Source organism: Citrobacter sp. Cpo109 (assembly GCF_030332565.1).
Lineage (GTDB): Bacteria > Pseudomonadota > Gammaproteobacteria > Enterobacterales > Enterobacteriaceae > Citrobacter > Citrobacter portucalensis.
The window spans coordinates 150,796-171,849 of the sequence record NZ_JAOWHQ010000051.1 but is presented as its reverse complement, the minus strand read 5'-3'; the positions used below and the strand labels follow the sequence as shown (position 1 = coordinate 171,849).

Here is a 21,054-nt window from a genome sequence, read left to right as displayed (position 1 = left end):
TAAGCACAGCGCCACCGGATGATAACTATACGAATTAACCTATCAGGCGCTTTGCGCCAGGGCAAGTTCCTCTTCCCGCGTTTCAATACGCTGGTCGCCGTTATACAGACGCGCATTTTGCAGCCCGACAAACAAACGTTCGCCGCGGCTTGGGGAATCATCGCCCTGCATGATGACCGTCAGCGGCTCGTTGTACCACCCCAGGGGTTGCACAACTAATTGGGTGTAGTGTCCTTTCGGGCTGGCTTCCAGCACCTGTACCGGCAACGGCGAATCCAGGCTGGTACGACGGCTCACGTCCACTTCCCACGGACGCAGGAACAAATCCACCGGTCCCTGATAGCCTGGCGTATAACCCAGCGGCCAGCGGTGTGCGCCCACGTGGAATTGCCCACCGCGAATCGTCCCCTGCAGGCGGTTAACCTCACCCATAAATTCCAGAACAAAACGGGTAGCCGGTTCGCGCCATACCTGATCTGGCGCATCAGCCTGTTCGATATGCCCCTGGCTCATCACCACCACGCGGTCTGCGACTTCCGTTGCTTCTTCCTGGTCGTGGGTCACAAACACGCTGGTAAACTTCAGCTCTTCATGCAGCTGGCGCAGCCAGCGACGCAGTTCTTTACGCACCTGCGCATCAAGCGCGCCAAACGGCTCGTCGAGCAGCAGGATCTGCGGCTCTACCGCCAGCGCACGCGCCAACGCCACGCGCTGTTTTTGGCCGCCGGAGAGCTGTGCCGGAAAACGGTCCGCCAGATGAGCCAGTTGAACCATTTCCAGCAGTTTGGTCACTTTTGCTTTGATGGCCGCCGCATTCGGGCGCTCACGCCGTGGCAGGACCGTCAGACCAAACGCGATATTGTCGAAAACGGTCATATGACGAAACAGCGCATAGTGCTGGAACACGAACCCCACCTTACGGTCGCGGGCGTGCAATCGGCTAACGTCGGTACCGTGAAAACGGATATGCCCGCTGGACTGATGCTCCAGCCCGGCAATAATGCGCAGCAGCGTGGTTTTGCCCGAGCCAGACGGCCCCAGCAGCGCAACCATCTGACCTGAAGGAATATCCAGCGAGATATCGTTCAGCACCTGGGTGCGACCAAAAGACTTCTTAATATTGGCAATCTCAATGCTCATGATTTTCCTCCTGCTGCGCGCGTTTCTCCTGGTTCTCCAGACGCCATTGCAACATGCTCTTCAAAAACAGGGTAATAATCGCCATCAGCGTTAATAGCGCCGCGGCGGTAAAGGAGCCGACCGTGTTGTAGTCCTGCTCCAGTAATTCAATCTGTAGCGGCAGCGATAAGGTTTCGCCGCGAATCGAGCCGGAAACCACTGACACCGCGCCAAACTCACCAATCGCACGGGCGTTGGTCAACACCACACCGTACAGCAATGCCCAACGGATATTCGGCAGCGTCACGCGGCGGAACATCTGCCAGCCGGACGCGCCAAGCAGCACAGCCGCTTCATCTTCATTGCTACCCTGGCTTAACATCACCGGCACCAGCTCACGCACCACAAACGGACAGGTCACGAACACTGTCACCAGCACCATCCCCGGCCAGGCAAACATAATTTGCAGGTTATGCTCATCCAGCCATCCGCCAAGCGGGCCGTTAGAGCCGTAAAACAGCAGATAGACCAGGCCGGCAACCACCGGCGAGACAGCAAATGGAATATCCAGCAACGTCAGCAATAGTTGGCGTCCGGGGAAGTTAAAGCGGGTCACCAGCCAGGCCAGCAACACGCCAAACACCAGGTTCACCGGCACCGCAATCAGCGCAATCAGCACCGTCAGCCAGATGGCATGCAGCATGTCCGGGTCCGCCAGATTCTGTAATACCGGCATTAATCCCTTGCTGAACGCCTGCACGAAGATGTAAATCATCGGCACCAGCAAAATAAACGCGGAGACCAGCATGCCCGTGCCGATCAGGAACCATTTCCCCCAGTTGATGCGGGGTGCGCCATAGCGTTTCAATTGGGTAATGTCTGCCATCAGTGACCTACCACACGTCGACCAAAGCGACTTTGCAGAGTGTTAATTGAAAACAGCAGCAACAACGAAGCCCCGAGGATCACAGAAGCAATCGCGCTGGCGGCCGGGTAGTCAAACTCCTGCAAGCGAACAAAAATCATCAGCGAGGTCACTTCCGTCTTCCATGCGATGTTTCCGGCGATAAAAATAACCGCGCCAAACTCACCGAGGCTGCGGGTAAACGACAGCGCAACGCCCGCCACCAGCGCGGGAGACAGCTCCGGCAGCACTACTTTACGGAAACTTTGCCAGCGCGTAGCACCGAGTGTTTCAGCTGCTTCTTCATATTCCGGGCCTAACTCTTCCAGTACTGGTTGCACAGTACGCACCACAAACGGAATGCTGGTAAAGGCCATCGCTACCGCGATACCGAGCCAGGTGTAGGTCACCTTGATATCCAGCTTCGCCAGCCACTCGCCGTAGAAGCCATTAACCGAAAACAGTGACGCCAGCGTCAGACCTGCCACCGCCGTAGGCAGTGCAAACGGCAGGTCCATCAGCGCATCCAACAGCGTACGGCCCGGAAAGCGATAGCGGGTTAATATCCACGCCATCAGCAAACCGAACACGCCGTTAAAAATCGACGCCACAAACGCCGACAGCAGCGTCACTTTATAAGCCGCCACCACCTGCGGATTGGTAATCACATCCCAGTATTGCGCCCAGCTCATTTGCGCCAGTTGCATCACCAGCGCGCTCAGCGGCAGCAGCAATATCAGGCAGACAAACAGTAAGCTGGTGCCCAGGCTCAAAGTGAAGCCGGGCAGCACGCGTCGGGAAGAAACAGCAAACATTTACTTACGCCCCGCCGCCAGCAGTTTGTCCAGCTCACCGCCGCTGACAAAGTGTGTTTTCATCACTTCAGGCCACGAGCCAAACTTATCTTCCACACGGAACAATTCGGTCTGCGGGAATTTATCTTTCAGCTTGTCCATTACCTGTGGGTTATTCACGCGGTAGTAGAAATCGGTAATGATGGTTTGCGCCTGCGGGCTGTACAGCCAATTCAGGTAAGCTTTCGCCGCTTTTTCAGTACCGTTGGCCTGCACATTTTTATCTACCCAGGCCACCGGGAACTCCGCCAGAATGTTGACCTTCGGCACCACCACTTCGAAGCCCTGGTCTTCATACTGTTTACGGATATTGTTCACTTCCGATTCAAAGGTAATCAGTACGTCGCCCAGACCGCGCTCCACGAAGGTGGTAGTTGCACCACGACCGCCGGTATCAAATACTTCCACGTTTTTCAGAAACTGGGTCATGAACTGTTCGGTTTTAGCTTTATCCCCACCGTCCGCTTTATCTGCCGCGCCCCACGCTGCCAGATAGGTATAGCGTGCGTTACCGGAGGTTTTCGGGTTCGGGAAAATCAGCTTCACGTCCGGGCGAACCAGATCGTTCCATTCATGGATATTCTTCGGGTTGCCCTTACGCACCAAAAACGCCATGGTGGAATAGAATGGCGAACTGTTATTCGGCAGGCGGCTTTGCCAGTCGGCAGGGATCAGCTTGCCTTTGTCATGCAGGATCTGCACGTCGGTCACCTGGTTATAGGTCACGACGTCAGCTTTCAGCCCCTGCAAAATCGCCAACGCCTGTTTTGATGACCCGGCATGAGATTGTTTAATCGTCAGTTTGTCGCCGCCGTTATCCTTCGCCCATTGCTGTTCAAACGGCGGATTAAGGGCGGCAAACAGCTCGCGGGAAACATCGTATGAACTGTTCAACAGTTCTGTTGCCTGCGCCTGCCCCACCAGCAACAGCATGGCTGCCAGCGTCAGTGTTCTTTTTTTCAGTAAGTTAACGGCCATTGCGCACCCTTATAAATTAAATGACTTTCTTATGGTCATCATATTTATAACCAGTGCTAAAGGAGTAACGGTTTTATATACCGTTTGATGATTTGAAAGTTGAAAAGAGAATAAGGAAGACCTCCCCAGATTTACCGGGGAGGAGATAGGCGTCGATCAGACGCCAACGCTTACGCTTTCAGGCAAAGTGCTGCCGCCATCAATCACGTTTTGCGTGCCAGTTAAATAACTGGACTCATCCGATGCCAGGAACGCCGCCAGTTCACCGACCTCAAGCGGGCAGGCCAGACGACGCATCGGGATCGCTTTAGCCATTTCGACTAAAACGGATTCAGGATCTTCCGGGTTAGACTGACGCGCAATGCTTTCCGCCATCGGCGTACGAACGTAGCCAGGGCAAATGGCATTCACGCGAATGCCGGACTGCGCATATTCTACCGCCAGGGATTTGGTCAAACCGATGATCGCGGCTTTCGACAGCGCGTAGGCCGTTTCGCCCGGGTCAGCAACCATATCGCCGGTCACCGATGACATCATCACGATGCGCCCATCTTTGCGCGCAATCATCTCCGGCAGAACGGCTTTCGTCACGTTCCAGACGCCTTTAATGTTGATATCAATGTGAAAATCGCGATCTTCATCGCTCATATCAAGGAAGTTGCCGAGGCGGCATACGCCGGCATTGTTCACCAGAATATCGATTTTGCCTTCAATCTGCTTCGCGCGCGTCACCGCTTCCTTGACCGACGCAAAATCTCTGACGTCAGCGTGAACGGCTGTGCAACGGTGCCCACGTCCAGCCAACTCATCCGCCAGTTTTTCAATCTCATCGGAGATATCCAGCAGGATTAAGTTCGCACCATGGCGGGCAAACGTTCTGGCGATACCCTCGCCAATACCCTGAGATGCGCCCGTAATCAATGCTGTTTTGCCCGTGAGTTTTCCCATTTCAATATTCTCCTTTTGAATATGAAGCCTTCGCTTCATTCACGCAGAAGATACAGCAATAACAAATTAGTGCTGAGGAATAGCTCACTAAATCAGGTTAATCTCAGGTAAAAAAAATCCCCGACGATGCGGGGATGTCTATTTCGTGGCCGATAACAGGATCAGCTCACCATTACAGCGCCATTAAACGGTCCAGCGACGGTGCAAAGTAATAGCCGCCGGTTACCGGTTTGGTGAAGCGCAGCATCGCATCACGCTTACCGTCAGTGTCACCAAACATGCTCAGCAATTGTTGTTCAATGTTGTGCAGACGAGCGCAGTAGGCGCAGAAATAGAGACCATGCGTGCCGCTGGCAGTACCGTATGGCAGGCTCTGGCGCACAATTTTCAGCCCTTTACCGTCTTCTTTGAGGTCAACACGGCTCAGGTGAGAGGTGACCGGACGGTCATCACCGTCGATCTCTTCGTTGGCTTCCTTGGTGCGACCAATCATCATTTCCTGGTCATGGATGCTCATGCGATTAAGCTGCTTCAGGTTATGTTCCCAACGCTGTACAAACACATAGCTGCCACCGGCATCCACGCCATCTTTGATAACGGCAACTTCACGGCGCGTTTCTTCGCCTGCCGGATTTTCCGTACCGTCAACAAAGCCGCTGAGATCGCGCTCTTCGACCCAACGGAAACCGTGGATTTCTTCTTTGACTTCAATACAGTCGCCAAATGCTTCCATTGCCGCCTGCGCAACGGAGAAATTCACGTCATGACGCAAAGAGAGAATATGGATCAACACGTCATATTGGGTTGCTGGTGCCAGACCTTTACCGTAAGGGATAAAGTCTTTTAACTCTTCAGCACCGACGCCGCCGCTCAATGCACGCCAGGTGTTGTTGCCAAAAGCGACAACCGCGCCCAGATGCGCATCCGGGAACTTAGCTTCAAAGGTCGCCAGCTTATCGGCGAAGGTTTTGCTGGCCGCACGCAGGGCATCAACGTCGCCTTTAACATTGGCTTCAATCCAAATCGCCGCACGGCAATGTTCTGGCAAAATGCCACTCTGAACCTGAGACATTGTTCCTCCTGAAAAAAAGATGCCACGACATCGTGGCATTGATGGGCGCTATTCTACCTGTTTTTTTAACAAGCCGATTTGTTCAGACGCAAATTAACGCCGCCAGATAATTTTGCTTACTTTCCACGCTTTCAGCGTGTCGTCAGACGGCATTATATCCTCAGGCCCGCTCCATTCACCGGAAAAAATATAGCTAATATGTTGACTTCCCTCAGCTTTACACTCAACGCCCGCGCTGTCATCGCCGGTTGCTTTTTGGCAATTACCGAAAGCTTTAGTGTAAAGGTCGCTAAACGGTGTACCGATTTCGACACCCGCGGCTGACGAAATATCGTGATCTAATATATCAATACGACTGATGGTTCCCTGGCTGCCGTTGATGACTATCGCCAGCTTGTCGTCTTTCATCGCTTCATAGAAGCGCACCACATTACCGTTATCGGTCTTCATTCCGCTACGCAGGCGGTAATCACCGTCCAGCGCATCAGCAATGGCTTTTTCATCCAGCGGCGTAGCGCCCGTTAACGCTCCGACGCCCTGCTCTGTGACCTGCGTTGAAGAACCAAACCAGTTCCACGGATTGGCGGCAGACCAGTTCACCGAGGACAACGTTGAACACCCGGCCAGTAGCAGCGGCATCGCGCATAAAGTCAAACGCAGTGATTTCATTTCACTTCCTTCCTTATTTATCAACGTTGCTTGGAGTCCGGTTTCCCCAAAAAGTGCCGTTATTCTTTCTCAAGGGAAAAACAGGCGCGCAGACGTTGATTGGTTAACAGCCAGATCAGCGCGACAATATCCGCCACCAGCAGCGCCAGTCCGACGCCATTGAGCGGATCGCCTGCCAGCCACATCACCGGCTGCCAGCACAGCAGCACTAGTTGAGCGAGAATCAATAATCCGCGCAGCCAGCGCCAGATCACCGGAAACGCAAAGCGTCGCCCGCTGAGTAAAAACGCCAACACGGCGGGAACGCCGGGAAGCAACCCCAGCCAGAATGCGTCATGATCGGGATAAAACAGATTCAGCAAGGTGTTGCCCTGCTCACGGGAAGAACCGGCAATCACAAACAAAACCCAGGTGCGTGCCTGCAACAGCAGTACGCACCAGAAGAGAAAAGGCAGGCGCAGACGCCCATGACCATCATAGTCGGCCGGATGAAACTCAGTACTCTTCATCTTCGATCAAACGCTTGCCCAGATTGAGTACATCCGCATGTTCATAGCCCAGACGTTCATACATGCCCTGTACGACGTCGTTATCGTCACGCACCATGATTTGAATCTTCGGACAACCGCGGGCAATGAGCTTTTTCTCCAGCCGGTTGAGCAGCGCATTGGCAATACCGCGTCCGCGAAACTCAGGATGCACGCCCAGGTAATAGGCGGAACCGCGATGCCCGTCGTATCCGCCCATCACCGTGCCGACCACCTCGCCGTTCACTTCAGCAACGAGGAACAAGCTGACGTCATGATTGACTTTACGTTCGATGTCCATTTCGGGGTCGTTCCATGGACGCAGCAAATCACAACGCTCCCAGAGGGTAATCACCTCTTCGAAATCTTCCTGGCGAAAAACGCGTATTTCCATGGTATTGGGTACCTTTTCAGGACGTTAAAAAGCGATTATGGCGCGAACGGCTGATTTAGCCAATATCTGACGCGAAGCGGCGGAAAAAATGGCATAATACGGAATTGTCACGTATTGAAATGAAAAGTAAAACAATTCTTATCTCGATCCGTCGCAACGGACTACGCGATACGATATAACGTTTAGAACCTTTTTTTTACAACTCAGGCCGTATGAGCACTTTTAAACCACTAAAAACACTCACATCGCGCCGCCAGGTGCTGAAAGCCGGGCTGGCCGCCCTGACGCTGTCAGGCATGTCACAAGCCATCGCTAAAGAAGAAGCGCTAAAGACCAGCAATGGACACAGCAAACCGAAAGCGAAAAAATCCGGTGCTAAGCGCGTTGTTGTCCTTGATCCGGGGCACGGAGGGATTGATACCGGCGCAATTGGTCGCAACGGCTCGAAAGAAAAGCACGTTGTGTTAGCTATTGCCAAAAACGTGCGCTCGATCCTACGCAACCAGGGGATTGATGCTCGCCTGACCCGCTCCGGCGATACGTTTATTCCGCTCTACGATCGCGTCGAGATCGCCCACAAGCATGGTGCCGATCTGTTCATGTCGATCCACGCCGACGGTTTTACCAATCCGAGCGCTGCAGGTGCTTCGGTCTTTGCCTTATCCAATCGCGGCGCCAGTAGCGCCATGGCGAAATATCTGTCCGATCGTGAAAACCGGGCCGATGAAGTCGCCGGAAAGAAGGCCACTGACAAAGATCATTTGTTGCAGCAGGTGCTGTTCGATCTGGTGCAAACTGACACCATAAAAAACAGCCTGACGTTAGGCTCGCATATTCTTAAGAAGATCAAGCCGGTACACCGTCTGCACAGTCGCAGCACGGAACAGGCCGCCTTCGTGGTGCTAAAATCACCTTCGATTCCGTCGGTCCTGGTCGAAACCTCGTTCATCACCAACCCGGAAGAAGAACGATTGCTGGGTACGGCGGCGTTTCGTCAGAAAATCGCCACCGCTATCGCCAATGGCATCATCAGCTATTTCCACTGGTTTGATAACCAGAAAGCCCACTCGAAGAAACGTTAACCATGAAGCCCGATGCACAGCGCGTAAAACAGTTCCTGCTCAGCCTGCAGGAGGAGATTTGTCAGCAGTTATCCACCGTAGACGGCAGCGAATTTGTTGAGGATAACTGGCAACGCGAAGCGGGCGGCGGTGGGCGCAGTCGGGTGTTGCGTAACGGCGGTATTTTCGAGCAAGCAGGCGTTAATTTCTCTCACGTCCACGGCGATGCTATGCCGGCCTCAGCTACCGCGCATCGCCCGGAGCTTGCCGGGCGCAGCTTTGAAGCGATGGGCGTCTCGCTGGTGGTGCACCCGCAGAATCCCTACATTCCAACCAGCCATGCCAACGTACGGTTTTTTATCGCGGAAAAACCGGGGGCCGATCCCGTGTGGTGGTTTGGCGGCGGCTTTGACTTAACGCCCTACTACGGCTTTGATGAGGATGCGGTTCACTGGCATCGCACGGCGCGGGATCTGTGCCAGCCGTTTGGCGATGACGTTTATCCACGTTACAAAAAGTGGTGCGATGACTACTTCTTCCTCAAGCACCGCAACGAGCAGCGCGGCATTGGCGGGCTGTTTTTCGATGATTTGAATACCCCTGATTTCGACCACTGCTTCGCTTTTATGCAGGCAGTAGGTCAAGGTTACACCGAGGCGTATCTGCCCATCGTCGAACGCCGCAAAATGATGAGCTGGGGCGAGCGCGAGCGTAATTTCCAGCTTTATCGTCGTGGGCGCTATGTGGAATTTAATCTGGTGTGGGATCGCGGCACGTTGTTCGGTTTGCAAACCGGCGGACGCACGGAATCGATTCTGATGTCGATGCCGCCGCTGGTACGCTGGGAGTATGACTGGCAGCCGGAAGCAAACAGCCCGGAAGCTGCCCTTAGCGAGTTTATTCAGGTCCGCGACTGGGTGTAATTGCCTGATGGCGCTACGCTTATCAGGCCTACAACAACGGCAAACCCGTAGGCCGGATAAGACGCGTTAGCGTCGCATCCGGCATAATAGTCTCATCATGCCCACTGGCGCATACGCTGATGCAGCGTCAACGATGGTTTCTCCGCAAACAGCTGCTGGTAGTCGGTGGCAAATTGCCCTAAATGCCAGAATCCCCACTGCATGGCGGCGTCTTTCACCGTCGCACTCTGCGACCATGGGCTTATTAACTCACGGCGCACGGCGTTCAGGCGAATACGTTTCAACCATGCATTCGGGCCAATACCGAGGATCGCGTGAAAGGCGTTTTGCAATGTCCGGCGGCTAACGTGCAGTTGATTGCATAAGTCGAGCACGGTCAGCGGCTCTGACATATTTTCCAGCACATATTCGCGCGCACGCGACAGCAAGCGACGATAACTCTGATGGCTGATGCTCTCCGCAGTCATAATCGGCTGCGCTTCTTCCAGCATGGTGCCCATCGCCAGCAGCAGGTTATCCCCCAACACTTTACGCACCGCGGGTTGGTGAAGGTTTTCAGGATTCTCACTAAACGTCGCCAGCGCCTGCTGTACAAAGCCCCATAGCGCGGCTTTGTGTTGTTCTTTAACTTCCAGCGCCGACTGATTGCGCAGCATATGCAACACCCTTTCCGGGTTATGCAGGAAGTTGGCCTGACGAGCAATGGCCTCTTCCGAAATGACGACACCCAAAATGGTGTAATCATCCGGCGTACTCAGTTCAAACTCCGTCCCGCCTGGGCGGGTGGCAATTTCAGCGCTACCCAAACACTGGGTACCAATAAATCCCTGCTCGCCGCGCGTGGCCGGAATGCCAAACCAAAATGAGTTTGGCCAGACAAGGCACGACTGACGCAGCGCCAGTCCGGTGTATTCACGGAACACCTGAATATCATCGAGCAGGATTTCCGTGAACTCGCCATGAAATTTTCCCGGATGCAACTGGTCGTAGATCTGCTGCCAGGCGGTAATCGTCAGCGCATGCTCATACACATCCGTTGTTCGCCGTTGGTGAACGTTGTCCACTTCCACTTTCGGCGTCAGTTTAACGTCTTCGGGTAATACTTCATGATAAAGATGGTGCAAGTTTGCAGTACGGTTCTTTTTCATGATCTTTTAAGCCGGAAGCTTCAACGAAGCCCCCGGCCCTCCGACAAGTTAATTTTTTAAGCGGTAGCGACTACTGCGTTTACGCAACGCTCCATCAGAAAAGAGCTGTTCCAGCGCATTTCTGGCTTCATCAAGTGACCAGCCAAAGTGGGCAGCCACTTCCCCTGCCGTCATTCCTTGACGGACCGATGCTAACAGCGTCAGAAGTTGGGCAGAGGATTCAGACGTCACTGGGGCGTCCTGTGTCTTCTCTGGTTTCACTTCTGTTTTCGCTTCTGGCTTCTGTTCAGGTTTCTTCGGCTGGCGTTTAAAACCGCCGATCAGCCACTGGGTGTCATCGTCCGGCCGGCCTATTTCCTTACGGCTGATAACACGGCCCGTACGCGCTGCGGCTGCACTGCCAGCATCCAGCGCTGCGCGGCATGCCGCCAGATCGCCTTCCACCACCAGCGTCAGCCGACCAGGATCGAGCACTTCGTGGCTAAGCAGACGCACGTTCGCGGCTTTCAGCATGGCATCGGCCGCGTCCACGGCAGCCACCATGCCATCCACTTCCAGTAATCCCAGTGCATTGATCATCACTACCTCTCTTACGCGCGCTGGATTGGATTACGGGCAATATCCAGAACGGCATCGGTAAAGGCGTTACATGCGGCTTTACAAGCGGCCTGGCTACCGGTCAAAAACGCGGCTGAATAGTTAGTTTCTGACGGCGGTGGTACATAGGTCACCAGTTGTACATCGGCAGATTTCAGCGCAGCATCAATACCAAATGTCGCTTCCAGCGGCGGAGCTACCAGATACGCCATCGGATCACCCAGTCGGCATCCCGCGGTTGCGGAGAGATACGAACCGGTACGCGAAACCACATGCGCCAGGAAGGCGGTATCTTCTGCGTCATTCGCCCACTGGAATGCCGCCCCGCTTTCAATATTGGCCACCATCGCGTCCAGACCCGCGCGAACTTCGGCCGGGTTTGGTCCACCGAGCATAATCAGCACTTCGCCCGATGTTGGAGAAGGACTGTGCGCCGCACCGGCATACAGCGAGCGGCCATAAACCACTTCGACCATCGCCTGTTTTGTCGCTTCGTCTGCGGCAATATACGCCACGTCATCAGAATCTGCTGTGATGAGTCCGAGGCTACGTATATGTGGCGGCAACTTAAGTTCGCGGGCAAAACCGTCATTAACCGAGGCAATCACGCGCATCGCGGTGACTGAAGGTCTAATCAAATCTAATGCTGGCATGATGCCTCCTTAACGGGTCATATTGATGCCGGATGCTTTTTGCTCCAGCATGCGCTTGGCCAAATCCACAATTACTGCTGCCGCTTCAACCGGAGGCGTACCGCCCTGGTGAATGTTCGAGATGCAGGTACGGTCAGCCTCAACGGTGGTTGCCACACGCGGCGAATAGACGGCGTAGCAAGAAAGACTTTCCGACTGACCGAGGCCCGGACGTTCACCAACCAGCAGGATTACCGCTTTTGCACCCAGCAGTTCGCCGATCTGATCTTCGATTTTCACGCGCCCATAGCGAACAAAGAACGGCGTCCCGACTTTCAATCCAGCCTGTTTTAAGCCCGACAACAGCGGCGGCAGGATCTCTTCGTAGTTGGCGGTAATCGCGTCGGTAGACAGGCCATCAGAAATAATCACCTGCACATCCGGATTCATTACACACTGTGATTTCAGTGCTTCAATGGCTTCCGCACTCAGACGACGCCCCATGTCCGGACGCGTCAGATACAGGTTTTTGTCGCTGATTTCCGAGCGCACTTCCAGCAGCCCCTGGGCTTTTACCCACTCTTCCGGCACTTCTTTCAATACCGTATCTTTCGAACGTGAGTGGTCAGCCAGGAAACGCAGCAGCGCCTGGGTACGCGGACGAGGACCGGCACGACCGGTACATACACGCGCAGCGGTGCTACGGCGAAGTTCAGTCAACACCTCTGCACGGTGCGGATTCTCTACGCCAATCCATGCTTTGGCTTCGGCTGAGCCTAAGTCCATCGCGCAGCTTTCACCGGTCGGCGCGGCGCACTGCGTGGTGCTGCATTTTGCTGGTGCTGACGGTTCTTGAGCCTGCGGTTGAGACTCACCCATTGACGCCATTACGCTGCGTACAATTTCTTCAATCTGTTTTTGATCCATCGTGTGTCATCCCCGCGTCATCAGAAGAACAGTGACGGATCGCCCGCCCGTTTGGTCAGGCGACCGTTTGCCATAATGCCCATGGTTTCCAGCCAACGTTCAAACTCCGGCGACGGACGCAGGTTCAGCAGCTGACGCACGGTCGCGGTGTCGTGGAAGGCGGTGGTCTGATAGTTGAGCATGATGTCGTCACCGAGCGGCATGCCCATGATGTAGTTGCAGCCAGCGGTGGCGAGCAGAATCATCAGGTTTTCGTTAAGGTTCTGGTCAGCATCAGCATGGTTGGTGTAGCAGCAGTCGCAGCCCATCGAGATGCCGCTCAGCTTGCCCATAAAGTGATCTTCCAGACCCGCGCGAATAATCTGACGGTCGTTGTAGAGATACTCCGGCCCGATAAAGCCCACCACGGTGTTCACCAGGAACGGATCGTAGTGGCGTGCCAGCCCGTAGTTACGCGCTTCCATCGTCACCTGATCGGCGCCGAAGTTCGCGCCCGCGGAAAGCGCAGACCCTTGCCCGGTTTCGAAGTACAGGCAGTTTTCCCCGGCGATACGGTTGAACTCAGCGCCCACTGCACGAGCTTCATCCAGCATGGCCAGCTCAACGCCAAACTCTTTTAAGCCTTTTTCGCTACCGCAGATACTCTGGAAAATCAGCCCGCCCGGCGCACCGCGACGAATCGCTTCGATCTGGGTAGTCACGTGTGCCAGTACGCAGCCCTGGGTCGGGATGTTGAATTTGTCGATAACGCCGTACACGGTATCCAGTACGCGGCTTAAGTTTTCCACGTCATCCGTTACCGGGTTAACACCAATCACCGCATCGCCCGCCCCGAAGGACAGCCCTTCGTAGATTTGTGCCGCAATACTCTGCACGTCATCACGGGTGTCGTTCGGCTGTAAACGGCAGCTGAAGGTGCCCGGCAGACCGATGGTGGTATTGGCCTTTTTGATCACCGGCATTTTCTTACCGCCGTAGATCAGGTCCGCGTTGGAGCAAATTTTTGCTACCGCGGCGACAACCTCCGACGTTAACCCTTTACGCGTAAACGCAATGTCATCAACGGAGGTTTCATCGCTCAACACGTACTCGCGCAGCTCGCTGATGCTCCAGTTTTTGATGCGGTTATAGGCCGTTTCGTTGACGTCATCCTGAATCAGACGCGTTACACAGTCCTCTTCATAGGAAATCACCGGGTTATTGCGGATATCCGCCACCGTCATTTCCGACAGTACCTGCTTGGCCGCCACGCGTTCCTGCGAACTGGTTGCAGCCACTCCTGCCAGCACATCCCCCGAACGCAGTTCGTTGGCTTTTGCCAGCACCTCTTTAACATCCTTAAACTGATAAACATTGCCGAACAATGTGGTCTTTAGTTTCATAAGTCGTTCCCTCAGGAAGGAAATGCGAGTGATTTCACCGTCACCGGCACAACCGATCCGCCAAAAAGAGGCGTACCAATGTCGATATAGTCCCCCGCCCGGACAACCACCTCATCGATGACTGCCAGCGGGTGTTGCTGTAACTGTGGGCGTAACAGCATGCCCAGGGCCTTACCAAAATCCTGCTCGGCTACCACCAGCAGGGGATGCGGATTCGGATAGCGCGCGACGAAGGCCAGCAGCGCATCAATCACCGTTAACAGCGCGGCGTAGCGCACCGGCAGTGAACCGGGCAGCGCCAGCACGTAGGCGTCCGTTTGCGGGTCCAGATCGAGCTGCATTAGCGCCTGTTGCCAGGCGGCCACCAAATCAGCCTCATCAACCGGAATCGCCACCGGCAGATTCCGCAGCGGAAGCGCCACACCTTCCAGCCAGATGGTGCTGCCCGAAAGCGACAGCGTATGCGCACCAGCGCCAATCACCGTGGCGCGCACGGTTTGCGCCGGGAACTGCACGTTCATCTCACGCAGGCGCGGATGTTCATGCAGCGCCGTCGCTAACAGCGGGCCAATGTCGGAAAAACAGAACGGGTCGGCGGGTTGGTTGCGGTAGCACTCGCCCACCCCGCCGGACAACGTAATCACTTCCGGCCTCACGCCCGCCGGTAACAGGCCGGTTTGCATCAGCGCCTGCGCCAGCGGTGATAACGTGCCGTCAATCACCTCCACAATCAGCGCCGCCATCCGTCGGGCTACCTGGACAAGCTGCACCGCATTGAGGGTTCGGGCATCAGTGCCCGGACCAAATACGTCATCAACAATCATCTGCCCCGGCTGATGCGCATGCACTACTCGCCCCTGGCCGTCCGTTTCCAGCAGTCGTCCGCCGACGTTGAGGCAAGCCGAACCGCTGACCTTTCCGGCATCGAACAGAACGTAGTTCGACGTACCGCCACCGATGTCGATATTCAGTACGCGGCACAACTTCTGCTCGGACAGGGTTTGTACCCCCGCGCCGTGACCGGCAATCACCGATTCCAGATGCGGACCGGCGCTGGCAACCACGAAGTCCCCCAGAGACTGAGAGAGCGCCATCACCGCCGGACGCGCATTTCGGGTTTTGGCACTTTCTCCGGTGATGATGATCGCGCCGGAATCGACAGTCTCAGGCGCAATACCCGCCGCCTGATACTGGGCGAGGATCAGCGCCTTAAGTTCGGCCTCTTTCAACCCGCCCTGCTTATCAACGGGGGTAAAGAACACCGGGCTTTGCCAGCTAATTTCGCGTTTGATGAATTCGTAGCGCGGCACCTGCGACACTGCCGCACGGTTAACCAGTTCAAGGCGCGAGAAAATCACCTGAGTGGTAGTGGTGCCGATATCGATACCGACGCTCAGTAGCTGGCGAGTATTCACGATTGCGCCTCCGGGTTGGTTTCTACTTCTGCTGGCACATCTTCATCTTTCGGTACTAACAGCATAGCCACACCAATCGCCGTCACGCCGCCAATCAACTTGCCGACAATCATCGGGAAGATCATCGCGTTCATATTGGCAGCGGCGAAGCCTAAGTGGTCACCCAGTGCAAAGGCCGCGGAGACCGCAAAGGCGCAGTTGATCACTTTGCCGCGGGTATCCATATTCTTCATCATGCCGAACATTGGAATGTTGTTCGCCAGCGTCGCGACCATACCAGCAGCCGCAATATTATTGATTTTTAACAGGTTACCGACACTCATCAGCGGTTTTTCAAACCAGCGAGTCAGCAGCAGTACCATTGGATACGCACCGAGCAGTACGCAGGAAATAGAACCGATAACTTCGATGGCGCGCATCACTTCACCCGGCTTGTCGCCCGGAGCCATGAAGATAGGATCAAGACCTGGGATCAGCTCCCAGCCGAGCAGGAATTTAACCACCGCTGCTGCCAGGCCGATGGTGATCAGCGCCACCAGGAATTTCGCGAAAATCTGGAAGCCGTTGATCATTTTTTCCGGGATGAATTTCAGTCCCAGCGCCACCAGCACAGCCACGATCAACACCGGGATCATATTCATCAGGATCAGCGCGAAGGTGAACTCCACCGGCTGCCCGTTGATTTCGACGCCGGAGTACATCGCAATCAAACCGCCCGCAATACAACCAATCGGAATGGTGACAATACCCGCCAGCACGCCCAGCGCCAGATAACGACGGTCAGACGGTTCAATAATCCCCAGCGCAACCGGAATGGAGAAGACCAGCGTCGGCCCCATCATCGCCCCGAGGATCAGGCCAGAGTACAGCCACGCCGCAACGTCGCCGCCCGCCAGTTCTTTCGCCAGGAAGAAGCCGCCCATATCGCACGCCAGCAGCGTTCCGGCAAACATCGACGGGTTCGCGCCCAACATTTCATACAGCGGAATAATCACCGGCCCGAGCACATGCGCCAGAACCGGCGCCAGCGCGGTCATACCAACCATCGCCAGACCCAGTGCGCCCATCGCCATAAAACCTTCTTCAAACTGGCCGCCCGATCCCTCAATACTCTTACCGAATTTACCGAGGAAGCGTGCCGAACCGCCGAACTGCGACAGGATCCTGTCCACGGCGGCAATCAGCATAAAGAACATCATGATGTACATGATGATTTCGTTAATTCCCATAGCCCCTACTCCCTGTCATTTGTGATTTGTAGGCCGGATAAGACGTTTACGTCGCCTCCGGCATTAACGCCGTGTTATTGCCGGATGACGGTGCGAGCACCTTATCCGGCCTACAGGCATTACCCAGCAGCCGCGTACAGGTCGATGATCTGTGCCTGCGTGGCGGTGCGTGGGTTACTGCGAATACAAATATCCTCCAGCGCAGCGTGAGCCCATGCGCTGTACTGCTCGGGCTTTGCCCCAACGTCAGAGAGTCGTTTGGTCTGGCCCACTTCGCTAATCAACTCGCTGACCGCGTTGATAGCATCACGATCGTCCGATTTCTTGTTGGTTAACGCGCGTCCGATATGGCTGAAGCGCTCACGACACACCATGCGGTTGAACCCCATTACCGTAGGAAGCAGCATGGCGTTAGCCTGTCCGTGTGGAATGTGCAACGTCGCCCCCGGCTGGTGCGCCATCGCATGGCACAGGCCAAGCCCAGCGCTGGAAAACGCCATCCCGGCCATACAGGAAGCCAGCAGCATGCTTTCGCGCGCCGCCAGATCCTGACCGTAGCCGACGGCCTTCGGCAGCGATTTACCGATCATCGCTATCGCGCCAATCGCCAGGCTGTCGGTAAACGGCGTCGCGTTCAGCGCGCTATACGCTTCAACGGCGTGCGTCAGTGCATCAATCCCAGTCATCGCCGTTACGTGTGCAGGCACGCCTTCCGTCAATGCGGCGTCAAGGATCGCCACATCCGGCATCAGGGTTGCGTGGGCCAGCACTTTTTTGAGTCCGGTCACGGCGTCGATAATCACCGTGACGTTCGTGGTTTCTGAACCCGTTCCGGCGGTAGTCGGTACGGCAATCAGCGGCAGACGCGGGCGTAACACGCTACGCTCGTCCATGTCAGCCAGCGTCTGGGTAGGATTGGTCACCAGCAACGCCACTGCCTTGGCGGCATCCAGCACGGAACCGCCGCCGAAAGCCACGACACCGTCGCACTTTGATTCACGCAGTTGCGCGACTGCCGCGCAGACGTCCGTAATGCACGGTTCACCTACCGGACAAGGCCACAGCGTCATTGCCACACCTTTCATCGCCAGGCTGCGCTCCAGTGCGGCGGTCATCCCCGCCTGATGCAGAAAGCTGTCAACCATGACGAACATATGCGTCAGTCCGCGCGTTTGTGCTTCCTGTCCGCAGGTACTGAGCGCTCCCAGTCCACATAACGTAACCGGGGGAACGCTAAACGTTTTTACGCGTTGCAGATTCAGGGTATCGAATGCCTGAAAGAGCGCGGTCTGCAATTCAGCTTGCATAGATTCCTTCCGCTTTTTCTTTTCCGCTGTTTGCAATCGCCAGCGGAGTCATAAACAGGCTGTGCTGGGGTAAATGCACCTGCAGTTCCGGGAAACGCTTACGGAACAGTTCATCAACGCCCGGCTGCATACAGGAGCCACCCGCCAGCCACAAATCAGCGACACTCTGTCCGGCAATATGGTGCGCCACGATTTCTGCCATCTTTTCGTAGACAGGCTTCACCACCGGCCAGATTTCTTTGCCATTGCTGCGCTTGTACTGCTCGGCTTCCTCCAACTGGATACGACGGTTCCCGGCCAGCGTCAGAGAGATATGGTGCCCGCCGGTCGCTTCATCAGCGGAGTAAGTCACTTTTCCCTGTTTAACAATTGCAATCCCGGTAGTGCCACCACCAATATCCACCACTCCGGCGTTATCAAGCTGCAACAGATCCGCCACCGCGGTTGGTTCGTCGAGGACATGGCTCACTTCAAGCCCGGCAGACTCCAGCACGTTAATAGAGATGCGTGGGTCAGTTCCCGGTGGAAACGAGGTTGCCGCATGGGTAAAACGGCAACCCAGCTGTTGTTCGAGCGTATCGAGATGGCGACGAACGATGGTCACCGCACCAAAGAAATCCCAGACGATGCCATCGCGCACGACATCGGCCCAGTCCAGGCAAACCGCGACCGGCTGTCCGTCACTGTCCACAACCATCGACACCACATCACACGTTCCCAAATCAATGCCCAACCACAGCGGTGAATCGCTCTTTGCGGGCGTCTGGTTACATAGCGTTGCCGCTTTTAGCAGTCTGGGTGTCAACCAACGTTGTTCGTCGTGCGCCATCTCATTTACTCCTTATACAATTCTGAAGGCGTCTACCAACACACAGCGACGCAGACGCACAAACGTACGCGCACTGGTCACCCCTTCCCCGGTTGGTGTGGTAATGGTCATCGTGGTCCAGCCTTCACCGCCCAGTCCAAGACCGGCAATGCACGGTCCGTTCTTAACGAAGATGCTGGTATCAATAGCGTTTGCCATACGGTTCATATTTTCGATATTGCGTGAGTGCATCGCCGCCGTATGGTGGCAGCCGCCTTCCAGCTTGACCGCCAGTTCAATGGCTTCATCGACGTTGGCAACCCGTACGACCGGCAGCACCGGCATCATCAGTTCGGTAACGGCAAACGGATGCGTCGCGGAGGTTTCGACGAATAACAGACGGGTTTGCTCCGGTACGTTCAGACCAATCGCCGCAGCGATTTTTCCGGCATCGCGCCCGACCCAGTCACGACTGACTGTGCCTTTACCGCGCTCATCGATATTTTTCAGCAGCACCGGCTGCAGCTGTTCGGCCTGAGCCGCGGTCAGTTTCACCGCATGCTGGCTTTCCATCAGACGCATCAGTTCATCAGCGACGCTATCGACCACGATCAGCACTTTTTCGTCGGCGCAGATGATGTTGTTGTCAAACGATGCACCTTTGACTATCGACTGCGCCGCGCGTGCCAGGTCAGCCGTTTCATCAACCACCACTGGCGGATTACCCGCACCAGCGGCAATCAGACGTTTGTTGGTGTGCTTACGCGCGGCGTCCACTACGGCTTCACCACCGGTCACCACCAGCAGGCCGATACCTGGGTACTTGAACAGACGCTGGGCAGTCTCGATATCCGGGTTGGCAACCGTCACCAACAGGTTTGCCGGACCGCCTGCGGCAACCACCGCCTGGTTAAGCAGAGTGATAGCGCGCTGAGAGACTTTTTTCGCCGCCGGATGCGGTGCGAAAACCACGCTGTTACCAGCGGCAATCAGGCTGATGGCGTTGTTAATGACGGTCGCGGCCGGGTTGGTGGATGGGGTTACCGAGGCCACCACGCCCCACGGCGCGTTTTCAATCAGCGTCAGACCGTTATCGCCGGTCAGAACCTGTGGAGACAGGCATTCCACACCCGGCGTGCCGCGCGCCTGCGCCACGTTTTTGGCAAATTTATCTTCGACACGTCCCATGCCGGTTTCAGTGACGGCAAGTTCCGCTAATTCTCTGGCGTGCTTTTCGCCCGCCTCACGTAGAGCCGTGATAGCCAGTTGGCGCATGGCGACGCTTTTCAGCCCCTGCTGGGCCAGTTTTGCTGCCGCCACTGCGTCATCCAGGGAGGCAAAAACGCCCATTTCTTGAACGGCACTGACGGGTTGGCTGCTGTCTTTCATTTTCAGCAGTACCGCTTTCACGACCTGTTCAATATCCTGTTGATTCATGATTTTCTGCCTTATTTATGGAAGATCACCTGACCACCTGCCACCACTTCATCGACAATGCCAATCACGCACAGATCGACAGGCGATGATTCATTCCGGTGCGCCTGACGGGCGGAGCTTCCGCTGACCAGCAGCACCCACTCTCCGGTTCCCGCCCCGATGCTGTCGATAGCAACAGCACATTGCCCATCGGGATTTCCCTGGGCGTCAATCATTTCCACCATCAGCAACTTGTCGTGCGCGAGCCCCTGATGGCGTACGGTACAAACAATTTGTCCTGTAACGATTGCCAGTTTCATACGCGCCTCCGTGGCATATTTCAGGTAAAACCTCCCCCTACCCTCCGCAGAAGGTAATGTGAAAAGGAGAGAGGGTGACGCCAGCAATGAAGTCTGTGGCGTCACATGGACGACTTACATGTCGTTGCTGTCGCCTTTAAAGCTGATCGGGAACACTTCTTCCAGATCGCCGTGCGGACGTGGGATCACGTGTACTGAAACCAGCTCGCCAATACGCTGTGCTGCCGCAGCACCTGCGTCCGTTGCAGCTTTACATGCCGCTACGTCGCCACGGACCATGGCAGTGACCAGACCGCCACCGATCTGCTTCACGCCAACCAGTTTCACGCGTGCCGCTTTAACCATTGCGTCAGAAGCCTCAATCAGTGCAACCAGGCCCCGGGTTTCAATCATTCCTAATGCTTCCATTGTGTTTTCCTCTCAT

The 21,054-nt window shown here is 55.5% G+C and carries 23 protein-coding genes; 2 read left to right on the top strand and 21 right to left on the bottom strand.

The features are described 5' to 3' along the window. Nucleotides 1-42 precede the first annotated feature (42 nt). The 9 genes from cysA to OGY71_RS07330 all read right to left on the bottom strand — a co-directional run bounded on the left by cysA (nucleotide 43) and on the right by OGY71_RS07330 (nucleotide 7,465). A complete protein-coding gene (gene cysA, locus OGY71_RS07370; protein ID WP_003038066.1) occupies nucleotides 43-1,140 on the bottom strand; it encodes a sulfate/thiosulfate ABC transporter ATP-binding protein CysA in 1,098 nt (365 codons plus the stop codon). Further along, entirely contained in the window at nucleotides 1,130-2,005 is an 876-nt protein-coding gene (gene cysW / locus OGY71_RS07365; protein WP_003038064.1) for a sulfate/thiosulfate ABC transporter permease CysW, read from the bottom strand. Before cysW ends, cysA begins: the two co-directional genes overlap by 11 nt. Next, nucleotides 2,005-2,838 (bottom strand): sulfate/thiosulfate ABC transporter permease CysT, encoded by an 834-nt coding sequence (gene cysT, locus OGY71_RS07360; protein ID WP_003038061.1) that lies wholly within the window; start codon nucleotides 2,836-2,838, stop codon nucleotides 2,005-2,007. Before cysT ends, cysW begins: the two co-directional genes overlap by 1 nt. Then, nucleotides 2,839-3,855: a thiosulfate/sulfate ABC transporter substrate-binding protein CysP gene (gene cysP / locus OGY71_RS07355; protein WP_003835019.1), complete on the bottom strand. Its 1,017-nt coding sequence runs from the start codon at nucleotides 3,853-3,855 to the stop codon at nucleotides 2,839-2,841. 156 nt (nucleotides 3,856-4,011) lie between these two features. After that, nucleotides 4,012-4,803 carry an SDR family oxidoreductase UcpA gene (gene ucpA, locus OGY71_RS07350; RefSeq protein ID WP_003835020.1) on the bottom strand — a complete coding sequence of 264 codons (792 nt, stop codon included), beginning with the start codon at nucleotides 4,801-4,803 and terminating at the stop codon, nucleotides 4,012-4,014. 172 nt (nucleotides 4,804-4,975) lie between these two features. Beyond that, nucleotides 4,976-5,875: a porphyrinogen peroxidase gene (gene yfeX / locus OGY71_RS07345; protein ID WP_003835022.1), complete on the bottom strand. Its 900-nt coding sequence runs from the start codon at nucleotides 5,873-5,875 to the stop codon at nucleotides 4,976-4,978. 93 nt (nucleotides 5,876-5,968) lie between these two features. Continuing rightward, nucleotides 5,969-6,544 (bottom strand): RpoE-regulated lipoprotein, encoded by a 576-nt coding sequence (locus tag OGY71_RS07340; RefSeq protein ID WP_003835025.1) that lies wholly within the window; start codon nucleotides 6,542-6,544, stop codon nucleotides 5,969-5,971. A gap of 59 nt (nucleotides 6,545-6,603) precedes the next feature. Beyond that, the gene (locus OGY71_RS07335) at nucleotides 6,604-7,053 is read right to left on the bottom strand and encodes a DUF2919 domain-containing protein (RefSeq protein ID WP_003835027.1); all 450 of its coding nucleotides are present in this window, start codon (nucleotides 7,051-7,053) and stop codon (nucleotides 6,604-6,606) included. After that, nucleotides 7,040-7,465, bottom strand: a complete 426-nt coding sequence (locus OGY71_RS07330) for a GNAT family acetyltransferase (protein ID WP_003038048.1) — start codon at nucleotides 7,463-7,465, stop codon at nucleotides 7,040-7,042. The genes OGY71_RS07335 and OGY71_RS07330 overlap by 14 nt, the downstream gene beginning before the upstream one ends. Nucleotides 7,466-7,677: 212 nt before the next feature. On the opposite strand from OGY71_RS07330, the gene amiA reads away from it, so the two are divergent. Both amiA and hemF read left to right on the top strand, forming a co-directional pair. Then, on the top strand, nucleotides 7,678-8,547 hold the full coding sequence (gene amiA / locus OGY71_RS07325; protein WP_003038046.1) for an N-acetylmuramoyl-L-alanine amidase AmiA: 870 nt from the start codon (nucleotides 7,678-7,680) through the stop codon (nucleotides 8,545-8,547). 2 nt (nucleotides 8,548-8,549) lie between these two features. Continuing rightward, nucleotides 8,550-9,449, top strand: coding sequence for an oxygen-dependent coproporphyrinogen oxidase (gene hemF, locus OGY71_RS07320; protein ID WP_003835030.1), 900 nt, complete (start codon nucleotides 8,550-8,552; stop codon nucleotides 9,447-9,449). Between the two features lie 95 nt (nucleotides 9,450-9,544). On the opposite strand, the gene eutR is transcribed toward hemF, so the two are convergent. The 12 genes from eutR to eutM all read right to left on the bottom strand — a co-directional run bounded on the left by eutR (nucleotide 9,545) and on the right by eutM (nucleotide 21,038). Continuing rightward, a complete protein-coding gene (eutR, locus tag OGY71_RS07315; RefSeq protein ID WP_003835032.1) occupies nucleotides 9,545-10,597 on the bottom strand; it encodes an HTH-type transcriptional regulator EutR in 1,053 nt (350 codons plus the stop codon). 48 nt (nucleotides 10,598-10,645) lie between these two features. Continuing rightward, the gene (gene eutK / locus OGY71_RS07310; RefSeq protein WP_003835033.1) at nucleotides 10,646-11,176 is read right to left on the bottom strand and encodes an ethanolamine utilization microcompartment protein EutK; all 531 of its coding nucleotides are present in this window, start codon (nucleotides 11,174-11,176) and stop codon (nucleotides 10,646-10,648) included. A gap of 11 nt (nucleotides 11,177-11,187) precedes the next feature. Next, nucleotides 11,188-11,847 (bottom strand): ethanolamine utilization microcompartment protein EutL, encoded by a 660-nt coding sequence (eutL, locus tag OGY71_RS07305; protein ID WP_063941688.1) that lies wholly within the window; start codon nucleotides 11,845-11,847, stop codon nucleotides 11,188-11,190. A 9-nt stretch (nucleotides 11,848-11,856) separates the two neighbouring features. Continuing rightward, entirely contained in the window at nucleotides 11,857-12,753 is an 897-nt protein-coding gene (eutC, locus tag OGY71_RS07300; protein WP_008785418.1) for an ethanolamine ammonia-lyase subunit EutC, read from the bottom strand. A 20-nt stretch (nucleotides 12,754-12,773) separates the two neighbouring features. Further along, nucleotides 12,774-14,135, bottom strand: a complete 1,362-nt coding sequence (eutB, locus tag OGY71_RS07295; RefSeq protein WP_003038029.1) for an ethanolamine ammonia-lyase subunit alpha — start codon at nucleotides 14,133-14,135, stop codon at nucleotides 12,774-12,776. Nucleotides 14,136-14,146: 11 nt separating this feature from the next. After that, nucleotides 14,147-15,550 (bottom strand): ethanolamine ammonia-lyase reactivating factor EutA, encoded by a 1,404-nt coding sequence (gene eutA / locus OGY71_RS07290; RefSeq protein WP_286613042.1) that lies wholly within the window; start codon nucleotides 15,548-15,550, stop codon nucleotides 14,147-14,149. Next, a complete protein-coding gene (eutH, locus tag OGY71_RS07285) occupies nucleotides 15,547-16,779 on the bottom strand; it encodes an ethanolamine utilization protein EutH (protein WP_003835043.1) in 1,233 nt (410 codons plus the stop codon). The genes eutA and eutH overlap by 4 nt, the downstream gene beginning before the upstream one ends. A gap of 119 nt (nucleotides 16,780-16,898) precedes the next feature. Next, nucleotides 16,899-18,086 (bottom strand): ethanolamine utilization ethanol dehydrogenase EutG, encoded by a 1,188-nt coding sequence (gene eutG, locus OGY71_RS07280; protein ID WP_125112669.1) that lies wholly within the window; start codon nucleotides 18,084-18,086, stop codon nucleotides 16,899-16,901. Further along, complete coding sequence (eutJ, locus tag OGY71_RS07275; RefSeq protein ID WP_063941690.1) at nucleotides 18,076-18,915, bottom strand: ethanolamine utilization protein EutJ; 840 nt, start codon at nucleotides 18,913-18,915, stop codon at nucleotides 18,076-18,078. Before eutJ ends, eutG begins: the two co-directional genes overlap by 11 nt. Nucleotides 18,916-18,927: 12 nt before the next feature. Next, nucleotides 18,928-20,331 carry an aldehyde dehydrogenase family protein gene (locus OGY71_RS07270; RefSeq protein WP_003835050.1) on the bottom strand — a complete coding sequence of 468 codons (1,404 nt, stop codon included), beginning with the start codon at nucleotides 20,329-20,331 and terminating at the stop codon, nucleotides 18,928-18,930. An 11-nt stretch (nucleotides 20,332-20,342) separates the two neighbouring features. Beyond that, nucleotides 20,343-20,630 (bottom strand): ethanolamine utilization microcompartment protein EutN, encoded by a 288-nt coding sequence (eutN, locus tag OGY71_RS07265; protein ID WP_003038011.1) that lies wholly within the window; start codon nucleotides 20,628-20,630, stop codon nucleotides 20,343-20,345. 114 nt (nucleotides 20,631-20,744) lie between these two features. Beyond that, nucleotides 20,745-21,038, bottom strand: coding sequence for an ethanolamine utilization microcompartment protein EutM (gene eutM / locus OGY71_RS07260; RefSeq protein ID WP_003835054.1), 294 nt, complete (start codon nucleotides 21,036-21,038; stop codon nucleotides 20,745-20,747). Nucleotides 21,039-21,054: the final 16 nt, after the last annotated feature.